Raw genomic sequence first — 17,966 nt, 5'->3', positions numbered from 1 at the left:
ATCAACCTTCCCGTTTCATTGTTTCGCGCAACATTTCACGGCCGCGCGCGAATTCGGTCTTGAATACTTCGCGTAAGGATTCCGGGGTCAGCGCTTTGCCCCGTTTGGTTTGCGCGAAATAAAAACACAACGTCTGACCGAGAGCATAGGTCACCGCTGCGGTATAAAGCCCCGAAACGCCAAGCGCGACGGTTTGCCCATAAACCGGAATCAATTTCAAAAGCTCGCGTCCGCCCATGCCGGCCATGACGCCTATACCGATCGCACTACCGATTTCACTGAGACTTTGTTTACTCAGCTCCAGCCCATAAACATTGGCGATACTATGAAACAATTTCGCCTGAATCGCGATCACGGTCGCAATACTTGCGGCCGGCACCGGAATGGCGGCCGCGATACCGGCCGATAACGAGTAACTGATAATATGCAGGTGCGCCGCACGCCTGTATACATCGCTGATCATGCCGATTTGTTGATGCTGTTCGAGCATGTCGCGCAAACCGAGCGGTAATGCTTCTTCTAACGCTTGCCATAAAGCTTCGGCACCGTAATCGACAGGCTCGAAACCGTCTTCCGGCAAGGTAAAATCTATCGGAACGAACACAGCATCGATACCGGCAAACGTGTCGCGTTGCTTTAATAACGAAGTGCGCAAATCGGGCGGTATCGATCCGGCAATTTTGCCGTCGCTAAACGGGTAAGGGTGAATATGCGGCATCTCGGAATTCGGATAACCTTCATGCAGCGAAGTTTGCGCCACAATAATTGGCCAGCGAGGATGCGCCAGATGAATTTGTTTGACCGCGCTGGCAACGCTTTGCTGTTGGTGATCCATTGCCTTGACCACGACAATCAGTAAATGAGCCTGACTTGCGCACCAATGCATATCCTCGCTAGGATCGTAACCGACCTCCGACAAGCCGCGCGTGTCGAGAAATCGAACAAACGCGGTTTCCGGATTGGGAAAATCATACAACATGGCCGTGCGCGTACAAGGCCGAAAGCCGTTACCGATTTCGGCGGAAGTCGAGCCGGTTAGCACTCGAATTATCGAGCTTTTGCCGCTTTGCGTCTTACCTAGCAACCAAATCACCGGCGGCGGCAAACGCTGCCGAATCTCTTGAAGCTTTTCTTGCAGCAAGGCATCGGGAATCTGCGGATCGAAGATTTGCTCGATCCAGTTTTTCCAATTGGCAAAAGGATTAGACAATCCAGGCATCACAATCTCGTCATCAGTGGCGGTCTACCTAGATTAGTGAATTTTTTCAAGCGCGCCAAGACTTTTCACGAAAGCTAAAATGGATTCCGTTCGATTCAGTCGCGAAAAATGACTTATACAAGTAGTAGGCTTTGTGGCGGTTTGGTGACTCGCTTGACAGGACGCCAGCACCTAAATTATCTATGACAATTAATCATAGCCAATGAGCTATGAAATTTAGGTGCCGGGTGAAAACGTCCGCGTAGGCTCTATGCCAGCTCCATGCTGGCAAAGCCTTTATGAGCGCCATGGATGGCGTGAATGTCGATTTTGCAGGAGCGAAAATCGACCGGACACCCAGGCGCCTCCTCTGGCACTGCCGAAATTTGAAGTGCTAAAGGTATAAAATAACGCTACTATTCTTACGTTATTTTCAGGAATACTCACTCGGACCGCACTCATGACACAATCCGCATTTTCAACGACCATTCAAGATTATTTTTCGCACCAATGGGAGGCCATCACTTCGAGCGACCGCTATCAAAAAATCATGGCATTACCTCCCGCCCAACGCTGGCTGACGTGGACCGGACTCTTTGCCGCTTCGCAAGTTATCGTTTTCGGAAGCCTCTATGTGATTTTCGGCGAAATCGTAGTGATCGGCTTCTTGGCAAGCATTCTGGCCGGCCTCGCAACAGGAGTCGGCGCCCTGCCAGCCCTATTCTTTACCGAAATATCGAAAAATCTATTTAATAGCCTATTAGGCGCGGCTGCCGGTGTAATGCTTGCCGCTACCGCCTTTTCTCTGCTGGTGCCGAGCATCGACTACGGCAACCAAATTTGGCCCGGCAACGGGCTTTGGGTGGCCTCTTTGGGCATGATGATCGGTGCATTATTTCTTCATTTTGCCGACCGTAAACTGCCTCATATTCATTTCGATACCATTGCCGATCAACACCTAAACTCCTTGAATAAAATCTGGCTGTTTATCATTGCGATTACGATACATAATTTTCCGGAAGGTATGTCCGTCGGCGTGAGTTTCGGCTCGGGGGATATGAAAAACGGCATCATCCTGGCAACAGCGATTGCTCTGCAAAACATTCCGGAAGGTCTTGCCGTCGCATTACCGTTGGTCGGTCTGGGCTACAATAAATGGAAAGCGGTTGGCATCGCAACTTTAACCGGCTTGGTAGAACCGGTCGGCGGATTATTAGGCATTACGATGGTTACGATTTTCACGCCGGTTTTACCGATTGCGATGGGCTTCGCCGCCGGTGCAATGTTATTCGTCATCAGTGAGGAAATCATTCCCGAAACCCATTCCGAAGGCAGATCCAGGCACGCCACATTTGCCTTGATGATCGGTTTCATCATCATGATGATTTTGGACAACTTACTCGGCTAATACACTATTCACTGCTACCCACATTAAAAACCATTAATTTCACAGCAATTCCCAATTTGGAGATCAAAAAGGGTGTGGGGTATGCTTGGCGAGGATGTCGGCAGCAGGGGCAGATTTTTGCTCCTCGGCAATTGCTCCTGCATTGCCCTACTACACGCCATCCTTGGCGTAATGCAAAATCTGCATTCACGCCATCCTTGGCGCTTAGCTGCCGCCAAGCCCCATGGATGGGTTTACGGCGTTCCTCGACAGGCATACCCCACACCCTAAAATCGGCGAAACTGCTCAAACTGAGAATTGCTGTTAATTTCATAAATCCATGGACTTTATTCATCAACTCATGGCCTCTATTCATCTGCAGTGGCAACAAATTTTAAGCCTGCTTTTTTCCGATAATATTGTCGAGTTTTCCACCGCATCATTGACCTCTTTCGTACTGATTGCAGCCGCCGAAATCGGCGATAAAAGCCAGTTAGTCTGCATGACCTTGGCTTCCCGGCATCGCGCTTTGCCAATTATTTTAGGCGCAATTGCCGCGTTTGCGCTGTTAAATACTTTGGCAGTCATTTTCGGCGCTGCCATCGCAAAATGGCTGCCTGAATACCTCGTGGCCGCATCCGTGGCCATTTTATTTGCTCTATTCGGAGCGCATGCGCTGAGAGTTAACGAGGAAGAAGATACCGATGAAGTGATCAAAGAAAAAAGTGGACACGGGATTTTCTTTACGACCTTTTTTTTAATTGCGGTTGCGGAATTTGGCGATAAAACACAATTGGCGGTTGCGGGATTAAGCAGCACCACCCTTCCCGCCGCAGTCTGGCTAGGCTCAACTGTAGCGCTGGCCATGACTTCGATTCTCGGGGTTTTGGCCGGCCGAACACTAATGAAAAAAATTCCGTTATCGACGCTCCATAGACTCAGCGGCATTATTTTTATTACGCTTTCAATCGTCGCCGCGCATAAAGCCTATACCGCATATATACCCTTTGCTGGTCAATTTTCGGCGCCGGGGGGGCCGTCAAAGGACGCCGTGAATACTTCCATGTAGGCTCTGTGACAGCATCCCTGCTGTCACAGCCTTTGCCGAACACCCCGGCGCCTCCATGCGTCAATGCCGAAATTTGAAGTGCGATGGGTGTATACTTCGCGCGGCCACATTTTCGGTAAGCTAACGCGCTCTTTTGTACGGTAGCTGTGCGTTACCTACATGGATGTAGGTAAGGGGCGGGAGCGCAAGCTTTGCGAAAACAGTTTCATAGCTTAACGCCTGTTTTCGCGCCTTGCTACCGAACAAAATAGCATTACCATAAAATCCGCAAACATGACCGCGCGAAGTATACCGGCACTTTAAATCTCTAGCTTTTGATTCCCTTAACAAAATAAAAGTTTTTAATAATAGTTTTTGACATGTTTCTTCGATCATGTTAAAAATTATCCCGTCGTGGAAATTCAATTTCGGCGAACAAGCTCTATAACTGACTTTTATAGAGTCCCCCTTTGAGGAGAAGGGGATTAATAACACTACTAAAATAACAAGAGGATAATAAAATGGCAGAAGCACAAGAAAAAGATACTTTTTGGCTGTGGATAGGCGCACTTATTCTTGGCACAGTAATCGGCGTATTCTTGCTGAAAGGCAGAGAAACCGAGCATCTTGAAAGCAAAGCTGTCGGTCAAAGCGAAGCTCAAGTTCAAGCCGCAGAACAAAGAAGAAAATCGGCTAAAAACGTTTTCGTAGAATAAAACGTAAAAAAAGCCCTCCGCCCACAAGGCGGGGGGTTTTTTTATACCTGAAATAAACATACCGCGACATCACGCCCGCCCGCAACACACTCACTTACTCTAATAAACCCCGCTCATTGCAGCAACTCTCGCCGCACTACTTTTGCCCATCAACACTATTGACCGCACCATTTCGGCAACAAAGCAATCCATTTCCGCACATCTTTACCAGAAAACATAAAAAACCGCCCACACTAGCAAGATAGGCATAACTATTGCTTGTTCATATTGGCTTTGCTACCCCCCCTCCCTGCAAACCTTATATATTCGGACATGGACTACAATCAATCTTTATTTCCTTATTTTCAACCCATTCTCGGTGCTGCCAGCGGCAACATAGTCGGCTACGAAGCCTTGGCCAGACGCCGCGACGAAAACCGCCGAATTGTGTCCGCCGGAGGGCTTTTTTCCGATCCTGAAATCGCCAACACGGAACGCATCGAATACGACCGCATCGTCAGACGCCTTGCACTCGAGAAGTTCACTCTTTTACCCGGTAACAGTTATCTTGCCATCAATATTTCAGCGGCATGGCTGGATTTACTCGATAACTTCCACGCCATCCCCACACTCCGCATGATCGATGAATTAGGAATCAATCAACAGCGTATTATCATCGAGATTACCGAAGCCCAAGGCGATCTACATAAACTCGCCGAAACTGTGAAAATTTACCGCAAAAACGGCTTAAAAGTGGCCATTGACGACTTCGGTACCGGTTTTTCACAACTCGAAAGAGTCATGGCCATTAAACCGGACTTTATCAAATTGGACATGCGCTTATTCAAAATGGCCGTAAAAGGCGGTATCGCCAGCGATGTCGTTCATTTGCTATCCAGGCTCGGCAAGCTCAACGGCTGCAAAATTGTTTGCGAAGGCATCGAAACCGACGACGAATTTTTTTTCGGTCTGCGTTGCGGCGCTCAATTCATGCAGGGCTTTCTATTTTCAGAGGCTACGCCGGACTTCGCGCCTACGGAAAAATACAGTCGCCACATCGCCTCGCTACGAAAAAAATTTCTACAAAAAACAGTTGAGAGCGAACGTAAAAAAATCTCTCGGATTAACTTAATAAAAAACTTGATAGCGCAATTGCAAGACGCACTACAACATGACTTCAACTTAAATGAGCTCGCGGAACAACCTTTCGAAAAAAGCGGCATCCTCCGATTCTATCTATGCGACAATCAAGGCACGCAAATTTCATCAAACTTTAATTTCAAACTCGGAAAATGGTTCGAAGACCCTAAGCAAATCGGCTTTAATTGGTCGTGGCGGCCTTATTTTTATCAACTACTGGCATTAGAACAAGCGGAGACCAGCTCTCGCCCAGTCGCCTCATCGAGATACAAGGACTTTAACACCGATCAACTGTGTAAAACTTTGGCAATCCGGTTAGATAACGACCGCATCTTATTGGTCGACATTACCGCAGATTGGGATTAAAGATGGCTATGTTCGCGTTAATAGTTGATACTTTTGAACTTAAAGCCAACATGAAACTCAAGGATACAACTCTGAATAACTTTCCTTTTTTCAATATGACGCTAATGGTTGAAAGGAGGGTACGGTTGCTCGATTGACAGGTGTCGGCGGTAGGGAAAGCCGCCGTCAAGCCTACACGGACGTATTCACGGCGTCCTGTCAAGCGAGTAATCGTACCCTCTTCCACGCTCAGTGTATTGGAAAGCAATCATTGAATAGTTCCTAAATGGTTTATTTAGTAGGAAGGAAAACCGTTTCAACTGCTAACGCGAACATAGCCTTAAAGATTGGGTCGTAACTATGGGCTTTGACAGCATGGATGCTGTCATAGAGCCTACATGGACGTATGCACGGCGTCCTTTGACGGACACTCCGGCGCCGAATTTTTCTCGCTCCCATCGCTCCGACGTGGGAATCAGGAAATTCTTCATGACCTTCATGGTGAAATGCTTTTTCTAGGGTGAAAGCAACCATTACAAGAAGCCAATATCTGGCTTTACAATTTTCATCAATAACTCTACGGTTAGAATTATCAATCGACTTTCAACCGATGCCCCACCCTCTCCGACAGGAAATCCATGAAAACCAAGCACCATTATGTATCCTTATCTCATTTTTTCAGATCTTGACGGCACCTTATTGGGTCATGACTCCTACTCATTTGCACCATCTAAGGGCGTTCTTGCAAGAATCGCAGCCCATAAAATCCCGCTCATCCTAAATTCCAGCAAAACGCTGCCCGAAATCCTCGACATCCGAATAGCACTCCACAATAAAGACCCTTTTGTGGTCGAAAATGGGGCTGCGATTTATATTCCGGCTAATTTATTTAGCGAATATACGGCACCACTCACACCCGTTCGCCTTGGCCCCGGTTACGATGAAATCTTAGCCGTCCTGCAGAGACTCAAAGCCGATCATCACTTTCCTTTTACCGGATTTTCCGACCTCAGCCTCGAAGCCGTCAGCAAACTGACCGGCTTAGCCTTGACCAAAGCGACAATGGCCAAACAAAGAACCGGCTCGGAGCCGCTGCTTTGGCAAGGCAGCAATGCTGAATTAGCGCTATTCGAACAAGCCCTTACAGAAAACGGGCTAAAACTATTGAAAGGCGGCCGATTTTTTCATGCACAAGGACAAAATACCGATAAGGCCAAGGCCATGCATCAACTGATTGAGCTCTATCATCGAAACTATGGCATCGACTTTACCAGCATCGCCCTTGGCGATAGCCAAAATGACAGAGCCATGCTCGAGCAAGCAGACCTGGCTGCGGTCATTCGCAAAAAGTCAGGCACATCTCTTGCAATAAATAAACCTGATGCTGAAGTCATCTATACTCAACATCAAGCCCCCGAAGGATGGCGCGAAGCGATGGAGGCTATTTTCAAACGTATCGACGGAGGAACCGACCATGAGTGATTTTTTTCAAAACGGTGCGATTACGACCTTACACCGCCTGCAACATAACCGACTGACCGAAATGGAGAATGAATTACTGGCCTTTTCCAAAGAGAGGCCAATGGCGTTAGTATTGCCTTCGCTCTATTCGGAACTACAAGGTCCGGCACTGAATAATATTATCGAGCAAATACGAGAAATTCCTTATTTAAGCCAGATTGTCATCGGCTTGGACCGTGCCGACCGTAGCGAATTTAACCATGCCCGCGAATTTTTCAGCAAACTGCCGCAGCCCCATAAAATTCTTTGGAACGACGGTCCCAATTTGCAAGCAATCGATCGCTTGCTTGCCGAAGAAGGACTCGCGCCGATCGAACCCGGCAAAGGGCGCAACGTCTGGTATTGTTACGGCTATGTTCTTGCATCGCGCCAAGCGGAAGCAGTCGCCTTGCACGACTGCGACATATTGACCTACAACCGAGAACTGCCTGCCCGACTGTTTTACCCGGTCGCCAACCCCAGCTTTAATTATGAATTCTGCAAAGGCTATTATTACCGGGTTGCCGACAATAAACTAAACGGACGGGTCTGCCGCTTATTAGTCACACCGCTGATCAGAGCACTAAAACAAGTCATCGGCAATATGGATTATCTCAATTATTTGGACAGCTTTCGTTATGCTTTGTCCGGCGAGTTCGCAACGCGCGTCGACAGTCTCAAGGAGATCCGCATACCGAGCGATTGGGGACTGGAAATCGGCGTACTATCCGAAATCTACCGAAATCACTCCAGCAATCATATCTGTCAAGTGGAAATTGCCGATGCTTACGATCACAAACATCAAGAGCTATCGGAGGAAGATGCCAGCCTCGGACTATCCAGAATGAGCACAGACATCGCCAAGGCGATTTACCGCAAACTGGCAACGCAAGGCGTAATTTTTAACAAAGAAACGTTTCGAACCCTAAAAGCGACTTATTACCGAACCGCGCTAGATGCGATCGAAGCGTACTACAACGATGCCTGTATCAACGGATTGAAGCTGGATCGGCACCAGGAGGAAAAAACCGTCGAATTGTTTACTCGTAATATTATGCGCGCCGGCGATTCTTTTCTCGACAACCCAATGGAAACCCCATTCATGCCAAGCTGGAACCGAGTCATTAGCGCAGTCCCCGACATCATGCAGCGCTTGGACGAAGCCGTCGAAAAGGACAATACTCAGTAACCAAGCAGCCAGCCGTTTAAACTTCGATGAAGCGGAACGGAATAGCGGCAGAGCCGACTCGAACTCCAGCTCCCTCTATCCCACTGCGTTTCATCGAAACACCCGGCTTCAGATTTTACTATCCGGCAAACTATCGAGCGGCAAACCGATATGAAATCCTTGTCCGAAATTGATTCCCATGCTTTTCAGTAAATCAAAGATTTCCTCGGACTCGACAAACTCGCCGATCGTCAGGATATCGAGCTCCTGACACAAATTCGACAAATTGCGCACCAGCGCCCGGTCGATCTTGGAATTAACGATATTGCGCACGAAAGCGCCGTCGATCTTGACATATTCGAAGCGTAATTCGCGCAAATAATGAAACGAGTTATAACCGCTCCCGAAATCGTCCAAAGCAAATGCAAATCCCTTTTTGCGTAGATTGGTTAGAAATTTCCCCATATGCGTAATATCGCCGATTGCGTCGCGTTCAAGAATTTCGAACACGATACTGCTCGGCGGCACCTCCAATTGCGCACATAACTCCTCCGCATAACCTAAAATACCGCGACCTTGAATTTCCTGGGCCGATAAATTGATGAACAAGCGTTTCGGTCGGCCCTGCGTCTGCATAATCGCTTTATTGGCCTCAACGACCTTACGCACCATTATCCGGTCCAATTCGCGGCCCAAACCGTATTTTTCGATCGTTTCAATGAACTGACCGGCGGCTGTAATTTTTCCATCGGTTTCAATTAAACGAGCAACCGACTCATACGCAAAGACTTCACCGGTTTTGCAATCGACAATCGGCTGAAAATAAGGCTGGATGCGTTCTTCTCGAAGCGCCAACCGTAAATCTTCGACAAACGAACGGCTATCGCGCATGATTTGCGTCAAATGTGCGGCCGCATCGAATTCGCAAACTTCGTTCTTACCCAAGCCCTTGGCTTTATATAACGCCACATCGACGCCCGACATTAAATCTTCGACAGTCTGCATGTCGCGCGGATAACTAATGATGCCGACCGATGTCGTAATATGAAAACCCTTTCCTGTCGGCGTTTTGAACGCAATGCTTTGCAAATTGGCCCGAATCGACTCGGCCGCGACCTTAGCGCCTTCCGGCGAAGTTTCCGGCAGAATGATTGCGAATTCATCACCGCCCATACGCGTTGCAATATCACCCTTGCGCATATGAGAGGTAATCGATTCGGCGATTATTTTCAACACCTCATCGCCTAATGGATGCCCGTACGAGTCGTTGATATCCTTAAAATCGTCAAGATCGAGCAACAACACCGAAAACTGATGCTTATGCCTTTCCGATCGCCCAATCTCGTATTCCAGCATATCGTTGAAATAACGGCGATTATGAATCCCGGTCAAAGGATCATGTATCGAATAATATTCCAATTCGGACAGCGTTCGGCTCAATACCTTGCTAGACCCGACCACCATCACCATTACCGACAACAAAGAACGAACGATTGCTTGTTCTTGGGCCGTTAACGTATTAACCGATGCATAGGCAATGCCTAAAAGCCCATCCAAACCGTAAGCCTGATCCGGAACCGGCACGGTAATCATCTTGATATCGCAGACATCGATTAAATTAAACTCACAGGGAATTTCATACTCTTCGATATCGAGTAACGCATTCTCCGGTAAGCCAAGTTGACTGAGCATGTCTTTGGCAAGACGGCCGCGAACTTCTTGTTTTGCCGCATCGGAGTAATTCCCCATGTAATAAAAATACAAAGACAAGCCATGCTCTTCGGCAAACGCAATAAAGAAAAAGTTAAACGGAAAAATTTCATGAAAACCGATCAGTATCTCCTGAACAAACTCTTTCCATTGCGATACTTTCTCATGCGAAAAGATAATATTTTCCAATACTTGGCTCTGCCGTTCGAGCAACCCTTTTTCAACCAACACCGAAGCCAAATAAGAGGTGGTTTTACCCAATTCGTCGACTACCGATTTCAAATATTTTCCGTTTTTATACCATTGCCGCTGCCTTTCATCGACCAGCTTTTCGAAGGCCATATCAAGGCTTTGACAATCCGTGATCGCTTTACGGAACATCCCAACGGTCACAGGATCGTCGATACGCGCCAGGACTTGTTCAAAATTTTCTAGAATCTCGCCATGGACACGGCGCACCAAAGCGCTGATTGAAGATGCGAAACTTCGAGTTCGCGTTTGACTTTCAAGAAGCGAAAAAAGCTGGTTCATCAAGCGAACACGCAAATCCTCGATATGATCAGGATAAGCAGGCGCGCCTTTACCAGAATCATGACGCATTTCGGCTCTCCATCTCGAAATGCCCGCTTCTGGTCATTAAATCGACACCGCATTGAAGCGTCTTAAACCAATTCAAAAAATCTGCTACGGCCCGTCCTCGATAAACCGGTCCATGCTGAGGAGCCAGCATCTCGATATCCAAAACCGATACGGCATCGACCCAAAGACGCGCGGCTTTGTTGGAAACCATATAGCGACGGTGAAATCCTTCTATGTAAGGTAAGTGCGCGGCAAAATCGTCGACAAATTCATATTCGACATCGACAGGCAGCATCGCCGCACCAATATCGCCGGTGAACAACACTTTGGCTATGGGGTCGTAGACATTGATCTGACCCTCTGAATGCAAGAAATGCGCGGGAACCAATTGCAATACAAAATCTTCAGCAAAGCGGCACTGCTTTCCCGCATCCGGAACCCCAACAAATTGAGCCATGCTGGCAATACCATAGTGCGGCAAAAAGCGGAGCCAGATGCTGGATACATATACCGGAGCATCGGTCAACTCCAACCAAGTAGACAAGCCGCCGACGATATCGGGGTCTTGATGCGACAAAATAATCGCTTTAATTTGTTCGGTCTTGATGTAGCGCAACAATTCGGTGAGCACGCTCGGCATCACTCCGAATCCGCCCGGATCAAGCAAAACACCATTATCGCCATGCACGACGAGATATTGATTGGAACGAATCCCCTCCTCCTCGCCGGGTTCGCTTTCATTCAATAATACGAATTTATGTTCACCCGAATCGAACAGTTTAATGTTACGCATAAATTTTTTCTCCTATTTTATAGTTTACTAATTTCCATTATCACAACCAGCATGCGGAAATTTTGCATTACATATCAAAGCTATAAAGAGTCCATGCAAAAACCCGCACACCAACTTTGCCGGCATCAAAACTCTACCCAATAACCTTGTAAATAACAAGGATAAAAATTGCAACATCAAACGCCTCATTCAAACCGAAACTTTCTTATCATCATCGTAGATCAAAATTCGGCACCGGGGTGCCCGTCAAAGGACGCCGTGAATACGTCCATGTAGGCTCTATGCCAGCATCCATGCTGGCAAAGCCTTTGCCGAGCACCCCGGCGCCTCCTTAAGCATCGCCGAAATTTGAAGTGCGAAAGGTATAAAAAAAACCAACCCGCAACCTTAATGCACGCTTAACAAAAAATGCAATGTGTTCAGTAACATTCTGCTTACCGGTTCACTAATTTGCACGTCTACTTCGCGCGATCGCATTGGCACGCACGGGAATTGAATGCACCAATATGGACAAAAAATAAATTGGCACGCATCACTTTGGACAATTAAGCCCCCTCCATATTGATCGTAGTTCAATTTCCGTTACTGATAATGAGACAACTATAGAATTCGGCCAGTGCTTAAAAATGAAAAAATGTCTCTCTGCCAGCGCACGCTATTAAATCGAGACCAAAATTTCATTATAAAGGGTGTATTATTGACTATGTCCTATCTTTGGTTCGTGAGTTTTTTGATCACTATTCAATTCTGAAATATACCAGGAAAGCGCCTCTTCTTTTCATTAACTGGCACTTTTTATGCTTATTATTTCTTAGCCCCCCTTTTTAAGAAACAGAATTTTTATGCCTAGCATTTGGGAAAACTACAAAACCGAAAACGCATACGACGAACTGATGCATTCGGAGTTTCAACCACGAGCGGTCAGCTACAATCTATGCCAGTACTTGAATACACTCAATAAGGAAGATATCGACAAACGCAAAACCGCCGCCGAACTGGCAATCATGGAAATGGGAATTACGTTTACCGTCTATAGCGACGAAGGCAATATCGATAGGGCTTGGCCTTTCGATATCATTCCTAGGATCATCGATGCGAAAGAATGGCACATCATCGAACGAGGTCTTAAACAGCGCTTATCTGCGCTCAACTGCTTCATCAGCGATGTCTATGATAAACAGTCCTTTATCAAGGAAGGCCTGATTCCCGGCGACATCATCAACAGCTCGAAAAACTTTCGTAAGGAATGCATCGGAATGAAGCCTAGACATAACGTTTGGGCCAACATATGCGGCACCGATTTGGTGCGCGACCGAGACGGCATGATGTATGTTTTGGAAGACAACCTCAGAGTGCCCTCGGGTGTTTCCTACATGCTGGAAAACCGCGTGATTACTAAGCGCGTTTTTCCGGAATTATTGCAAGACATTAATATTCTGCCGATCGACGACTATCCGACACAACTGCTTGAAATGTTATCGTCGATTGCACCGAATCAAAACGGGCGTCCTCAAATCGCGGTATTAACACCCGGCATCTATAATTCGGCTTATTTCGAACACGCCTATTTGGCCCAACAAATGGGCGCACAATTGGTCGAAGGCTGCGACCTGATGGTCGACGATGATGATTGCGTTTACATGCGCACGATCGAAGGGCCAGAAAAAGTCGATGTGATTTACCGACGTATCGACGACGATTTTCTTGATCCGGAAGTGTTCCGCAAAGACTCGGTATTGGGCGTACCTGGCCTAATGCGCGCATGGCAAGCCGGTAATGTCGCACTTGCCAATGCACCGGGAGCCGGCGTTGCCGACGACAAGGTCGTCTATGCCTATGTACCGGAGATGATACGCTATTACTTGAATGAAGAACCGATTTTGCCCAATGTCGAAACCTATCTCTGCAGTCACAGCGAACATCTCGATTATGTCCTCGCGCACCTAGCCGAACTCGTCGTCAAACCTGCTAACGAATCCGGCGGTTACGGCATGCTGGTCGGACCTCATTCAACCGCAAAGGAAGTCGAAGCCTTTAGAAAGGTCATTCTCAAAAACCCGCGCAATTATATAGCCCAACCCACGCTAGCTATTTCGACTTCGCCGACTTTATGTAAGGATATTTTAGAGCCTCGCCATATCGATCTGCGCCCGTTCATACTGCAAGGCGAAAAAACCTTTGTCACCGCGGGAGGACTCACCCGCGTCGCGCTCAAAAAAGGCTCGCTGGTCGTCAACTCCTCTCAAGGCGGCGGCAGTAAAGATACATGGATAATCAACCGGGAGAACGACTAATGCTGTCACGCTCCGCCGAACGCCTCTATTGGCTCGCCCGTTATCTGGAACGCACCGAAAACCTTGCTCGCCTGGTTAGCGTACACATGAATTTATTAATGGACCTGCCCAAAGGGGTCGAGATGGGCTGGCAACAATTGATCCATATCAATGGTTGTCAGGAGGCCTTTCATGAACATTACAAACTGGCTCAAGAGCGTAATGTTACACGCTTCCTATTAACGGATCCCGGCCATCGAAATTCCCTTTTTTCATGCTTAAGCCTTGCCCGCGAAAATATTCGTACGACACGCGAGCTATTGCCCGACGAAGCTTGGGAACAAGTCAACGAGCTTTACCTATATACTAAAAAACATCTCGATTCGGTGTCGAGCCGGCGCATGAGGGTTTTATTTTTGAATGAAATCCTCGAAGGTTGCCAGCGCTTTACCGGTCTACTTTCCGGCTATATGAGCCACGACCATCCTTACCATTTCATTTTGCTCGGCAGAAACATCGAACGGGCCGACATGACTAGCCGGATATTGGACTTGAGTTCGTTATTACTATCGGAATCGCGCAGCGATGAAATGCGTCAATATGAAAGCCTGCTGTGGATGAATGTGTTGCAGTCCTTGAATGCACTATTAATGTATCGACGCCATGTGCGCAGCCGAATCAAAGGCGACGACGTGTTAAATTACCTGATATTGGATAGCGCGCTGCCCCGCTCGATTAATTGCTGCCTTTACGAAATGGCCGATGCCATCGGTAAGTTGCCTAATCACGATAAACTACCCGAAGATGTCGCCGACCTGAAAAACTTTGTGCAGTCGATCGACACGCGGCAAACCACTCAATTGCAATTGCGCAATATCCTCGATCAATTACAAACGAAACTGGCTTTTTTACACGAACGTATCGCGAACAATTGGTTTTCAGCCCACTCGGTAGACGATGCCGTCATTCAACAAGAACAAAAAGCCCATTGAGCCGGAAACCATCTAATTTACCCAACTACCGTCAAGTTCTTCAGGGCAAATAATCTTATACCTTTCGCAATTCAAATTTCGGCAGTGCCGGAGGAGGCCTCGGGGTGCTCGGTAAATGCTTTACCTACATGGACGTATTTACGGCGTCCTTTGACGAGCATCCCGAGGCCGAATTTTCATCTACGATGGGTATATCTCACATCCTTAAGTCCTTCACGACTCTAACGACTTCACTATCGCCGTGAATGGGCTCGATCGTAAAGCCGAGTTTTTTAACCAACGACAACATCGGCTTGTTAATCGCAAGCACCTCGCCTTCAAAAAATGATATCCCTTTATATTTTGCTGCCTGCATCAGCGTCTTCATGATCCTTGAACCTATCCCCATTCCATGGCACTCATCGGAGACCACGACAGCAAACTCGACCGAATGCCCGTCCGGATTAGCCATGTAACGGCCGACGCCTAACTCATTAGGCTTTCCGTCTTGTTCTTCGGTCACAGCTATAAACGCCATTTCACGGTCATAATCGATTTGCGTAAAACGCACCACCATATCCGGCGTCAACTCCTGCAACGCTTGCATGAACCGGAAATATTTCGAGCGCTCCGATAGCTTATGTACAAAATCCTTCTCCATCTCGGCATCCTCGGGACGAATCGGGCGAATACAAATATTCATGCCGTTCGGCAATTGATAATGCTGAATCATCTCATGCGGATAGGGATGAATCGTCATATGGCTATAAGGGCTCAACTGATGCGAAACACAGGCCTTGATCCGCGCATCGACTGCCATCACCCCTCTATCGTCGACAATCAATGGATTGATATCGAGCTCCACTATTTCCGATAATTCGCTGACCATGCTCGACACGTTCAACAAGGTATTGACCAAGGCTTTCATATTAACCGGCGGCAATTGACGGAAAGCCTGAAGATACCTAGCCGCCTTGGTCTTGGCAATCATCTTCTCGACCATATATTCGTTCAAGGGCGGCAAGCCCACCGCTTTATCGTGCAGAATCTCAACCATCGTTCCGCCTAATCCGAAACTGATCGCTGGCCCGAACACCGGATCGCGAATGACGCCGATCATAAGTTCGCGCCCATTGAAAGACTTATGCATCGGCTCGACCGTCATCATCACCCTGTCGATATCGGGATATTTTTGCTTGATCAGACTCTCCATTTCCTGAAAATGATGCGAAATATCCTTGGCACTCGAGATATTCAAGCGAACGCCGCCAATATCGGATTTATGACTGAATTCGGACATGTTGACTTTCAACACGACCGGAAAACCCATCGTCTCTGCCGCGATCATCGCATCCTTTGGACTATCGACTTTAATCGTCTGCGAAACCGGAATCCTGAAAGCGGCTAGAATCGCCTTGGATTCCTGAGTCGTCAGAATTTCGCGGCTCTCGGCCAATACCCGCTCGATAATCAAGCGAGCGCCGTCGATATCGGGCGTCGCCAGCTCATTTTCCGCACTAGGTATCTGTTTGAGAAGAATTTGGTTTTGTGTGTATTGCGCCAGAAACGAAAATGCATCGACAGCGACTTCAGGCGTACCGAAGTGGGCTACCGTGCTATTATCGAACAAAGCTCGCCCCTCTTCGACGCGCTTTCCGCCGGTCCAGGACGCCAACACCGGTTTCCGTGTCGTTTTGGCCGCTTCAATAACCAGTTCTGCGACTTGCGTCGGATTGGTCATCGCCTGCGGCGTCAGGATACAGAGCACGCCGTCGATGTTCTCGTCTTTCAGACAAATATCGAGCGCCTGTTTATAGCGTTCCGGCGTCGCATCGCCGAGAATATCGATCGGGTTGGCATGAGACCAATGCACCGGCAACACCTTATTTAACGCATCAAGACTGGCCGCACTCAACCCGGCCATCGCCACGCCGGTTTCCTCTGCACGATCGGTACTCATCACCCCGGGGCCTCCGGCGTTGGTAATAATCGCTAAACGGTTCTTTTTGACGACATAATTATTGGCCAGTACCCGCGCCGCCGAAAAAAGCTGTGCGATACTGTAAGCCCTCACCACGCCGGCCCTTTCGATCGCCGCATCGAATACATCATCGCCGCCTACCATCGCGCCGGTATGCGACATTGCCGCCTTGCTGCCGCTTTCATGGCGCCCCGATTTAATCAAAATCACCGGTTTCAAGCGAGCCGCAGCCTTCAAACCGCTCAAAAAACGCCGTGCATCACGGATACCTTCGACATACATTAGAATGCCGGTCGTCTTGCTATCGAGCGCCAGATAATCCAATACCTCGCCAAAATCGACATCGGCAGCCCCCCCCATCGAGACAACCGTTGAAAAGCCGATATCCTGCGACTGCGACCAATCCAAAATGGCGGTGCAAACCGCACCGGATTGAGAAAGCAACGCTAGATTACCGTCCTTGATCACCCCGCTGCCGAAGGTCGCATTCAAATGCCCGCTCGGACGAATAATGCCGAGACAGTTGGGACCGACGACGCGGATACCGTATCGACGGGCAATATCAAGCACTTCTTGTTGTAAACGCTTGCCTTCACTACCCAGTTCGCCGAAGCCCGCGGTAATGATCACCACCGAATCCACGCCTTTTTCGCCGCACTGCCGTACGATGTCCGGTACGGTCAGCGCCGGCGTAGCGATAACGGCCAGCTCGATCTTGTCGGGTACCGCATCGATATTCGGGTAGGCTTTCAAACCGGAAATTTGCTTCCGTTTATTATTGACTGGATACAGACCGCCCGTAAAACCCGCTTCCTGCATATTGACCAAAATTCGATGACCGACACTTTCAAGGCGTTCCGAGGCACCGATGACGGCAACGGTTTTAGGCGTAAAAAATCGACTGAGATAATGAGGACCCATGATTGCTCCGTAGTAGCATGAGGGATTGGAATGTAGGATTAAAGACCGCAACAGCTATAACGCTGCCTTGAAGTCCGATGCTTTATGCAGGCCACGTTAGTTCTACTCCCTTTTGATTGAAAAACCGTCTATACCCATCGTAGACCAAAATTCGGCACCGGGGTGTTCGTCAAAGGACACCGTGAACCCAGCACCTAAATTATGTACGACTATTAACCATGGCCAATGGGCTAGGGAATTTAGGTGCTGGGTGAATA

Annotated in this window: 12 protein-coding genes; 8 read left to right on the top strand and 4 right to left on the bottom strand. The window is 48.1% G+C overall.

Annotation, left to right across the window (positions count from 1 at the left end; translation table 11 throughout):
• Position 1: 1 nt before the first annotated feature.
• A complete protein-coding gene (locus MEALZ_RS05420; protein ID WP_014147605.1) occupies positions 2–1,219 on the bottom strand; it encodes a GTPase family protein in 1,218 nt (405 codons plus the stop codon).
• Between the two features lie 439 nt (positions 1,220–1,658).
• On the opposite strand from MEALZ_RS05420, the gene MEALZ_RS05415 reads away from it, so the two are divergent.
• The 6 genes from MEALZ_RS05415 to MEALZ_RS05385 all read left to right on the top strand — a co-directional run bounded on the left by MEALZ_RS05415 (position 1,659) and on the right by MEALZ_RS05385 (position 8,502).
• Positions 1,659–2,606, top strand: a complete 948-nt coding sequence (locus tag MEALZ_RS05415; RefSeq protein ID WP_014147604.1) for a ZIP family metal transporter — start codon at positions 1,659–1,661, stop codon at positions 2,604–2,606.
• A gap of 319 nt (positions 2,607–2,925) precedes the next feature.
• Positions 2,926–3,654: a TMEM165/GDT1 family protein gene (locus MEALZ_RS05410; RefSeq protein WP_014147603.1), complete on the top strand. Its 729-nt coding sequence runs from the start codon at positions 2,926–2,928 to the stop codon at positions 3,652–3,654.
• 500 nt (positions 3,655–4,154) lie between these two features.
• On the top strand, positions 4,155–4,349 hold the full coding sequence (locus tag MEALZ_RS05400; RefSeq protein WP_014147602.1) for a hypothetical protein: 195 nt from the start codon (positions 4,155–4,157) through the stop codon (positions 4,347–4,349).
• A 312-nt stretch (positions 4,350–4,661) separates the two neighbouring features.
• Positions 4,662–5,834, top strand: a complete 1,173-nt coding sequence (locus tag MEALZ_RS05395) for an EAL domain-containing protein (RefSeq protein WP_046061006.1) — start codon at positions 4,662–4,664, stop codon at positions 5,832–5,834.
• A 636-nt stretch (positions 5,835–6,470) separates the two neighbouring features.
• Positions 6,471–7,295 (top strand): HAD-IIB family hydrolase, encoded by an 825-nt coding sequence (locus tag MEALZ_RS05390; protein ID WP_014147599.1) that lies wholly within the window; start codon positions 6,471–6,473, stop codon positions 7,293–7,295.
• Complete coding sequence (locus tag MEALZ_RS05385; protein ID WP_014147598.1) at positions 7,288–8,502, top strand: glycosyltransferase family protein; 1,215 nt, start codon at positions 7,288–7,290, stop codon at positions 8,500–8,502. Before MEALZ_RS05390 ends, MEALZ_RS05385 begins: the two co-directional genes overlap by 8 nt.
• A gap of 108 nt (positions 8,503–8,610) precedes the next feature.
• Here MEALZ_RS05385 and MEALZ_RS05380 read toward each other — a convergent pair whose 3' ends face one another.
• A complete protein-coding gene (locus MEALZ_RS05380) occupies positions 8,611–10,791 on the bottom strand; it encodes a putative bifunctional diguanylate cyclase/phosphodiesterase (protein ID WP_014147597.1) in 2,181 nt (726 codons plus the stop codon).
• Complete coding sequence (locus MEALZ_RS05375) at positions 10,781–11,563, bottom strand: oxygen-binding di-iron domain-containing protein (protein ID WP_014147596.1); 783 nt, start codon at positions 11,561–11,563, stop codon at positions 10,781–10,783. Before MEALZ_RS05375 ends, MEALZ_RS05380 begins: the two co-directional genes overlap by 11 nt.
• 842 nt (positions 11,564–12,405) lie before the next feature.
• On the opposite strand from MEALZ_RS05375, the gene MEALZ_RS05370 reads away from it, so the two are divergent.
• Positions 12,406–13,857: a circularly permuted type 2 ATP-grasp protein gene (locus MEALZ_RS05370; RefSeq protein ID WP_014147595.1), complete on the top strand. Its 1,452-nt coding sequence runs from the start codon at positions 12,406–12,408 to the stop codon at positions 13,855–13,857.
• Entirely contained in the window at positions 13,857–14,828 is a 972-nt protein-coding gene (locus MEALZ_RS05365) for an alpha-E domain-containing protein (protein ID WP_014147594.1), read from the top strand. The genes MEALZ_RS05370 and MEALZ_RS05365 overlap by 1 nt, the downstream gene beginning before the upstream one ends.
• 196 nt (positions 14,829–15,024) lie before the next feature.
• Here the strand turns inward: MEALZ_RS05365 and MEALZ_RS05360 are convergent, their stop codons facing one another.
• Positions 15,025–17,709: a bifunctional acetate--CoA ligase family protein/GNAT family N-acetyltransferase gene (locus MEALZ_RS05360; protein ID WP_014147593.1), complete on the bottom strand. Its 2,685-nt coding sequence runs from the start codon at positions 17,707–17,709 to the stop codon at positions 15,025–15,027.
• Between the last annotated feature and the right edge of the window lie 257 nt (positions 17,710–17,966).

Source organism: Methylotuvimicrobium alcaliphilum 20Z (genome assembly GCF_000968535.2).
GTDB classification, from domain to species: domain Bacteria; phylum Pseudomonadota; class Gammaproteobacteria; order Methylococcales; family Methylomonadaceae; genus Methylotuvimicrobium; species Methylotuvimicrobium alcaliphilum.
This window is presented reverse-complemented; position numbering and strand designations above follow the sequence as displayed.

Bases quoted from the DNA above. Each gene is read 5' to 3' on its own strand.
- MEALZ_RS05420 (WP_014147605.1), bottom strand. From the start codon at position 1,219: ATGCCTGGATTGTCTAATCCTTTTGCCAATTGGAAAAACTGGATCGAG.
- MEALZ_RS05415 (WP_014147604.1), top strand. From the start codon at position 1,659: ATGACACAATCCGCATTTTCAACGACCATTCAAGATTATTTTTCGCAC.
- MEALZ_RS05410 (WP_014147603.1), top strand. From the start codon at position 2,926: ATGGACTTTATTCATCAACTCATGGCCTCTATTCATCTGCAGTGGCAA.
- MEALZ_RS05400 (WP_014147602.1), top strand. From the start codon at position 4,155: ATGGCAGAAGCACAAGAAAAAGATACTTTTTGGCTGTGGATAGGCGCA.
- MEALZ_RS05395 (WP_046061006.1), top strand. From the start codon at position 4,662: ATGGACTACAATCAATCTTTATTTCCTTATTTTCAACCCATTCTCGGT.
- MEALZ_RS05390 (WP_014147599.1), top strand. From the start codon at position 6,471: ATGTATCCTTATCTCATTTTTTCAGATCTTGACGGCACCTTATTGGGT.
- MEALZ_RS05385 (WP_014147598.1), top strand. From the start codon at position 7,288: ATGAGTGATTTTTTTCAAAACGGTGCGATTACGACCTTACACCGCCTG.
- MEALZ_RS05380 (WP_014147597.1), bottom strand. From the start codon at position 10,791: ATGCGTCATGATTCTGGTAAAGGCGCGCCTGCTTATCCTGATCATATC.
- MEALZ_RS05375 (WP_014147596.1), bottom strand. From the start codon at position 11,563: ATGCGTAACATTAAACTGTTCGATTCGGGTGAACATAAATTCGTATTA.
- MEALZ_RS05370 (WP_014147595.1), top strand. From the start codon at position 12,406: ATGCCTAGCATTTGGGAAAACTACAAAACCGAAAACGCATACGACGAA.
- MEALZ_RS05365 (WP_014147594.1), top strand. From the start codon at position 13,857: ATGCTGTCACGCTCCGCCGAACGCCTCTATTGGCTCGCCCGTTATCTG.
- MEALZ_RS05360 (WP_014147593.1), bottom strand. From the start codon at position 17,709: ATGGGTCCTCATTATCTCAGTCGATTTTTTACGCCTAAAACCGTTGCC.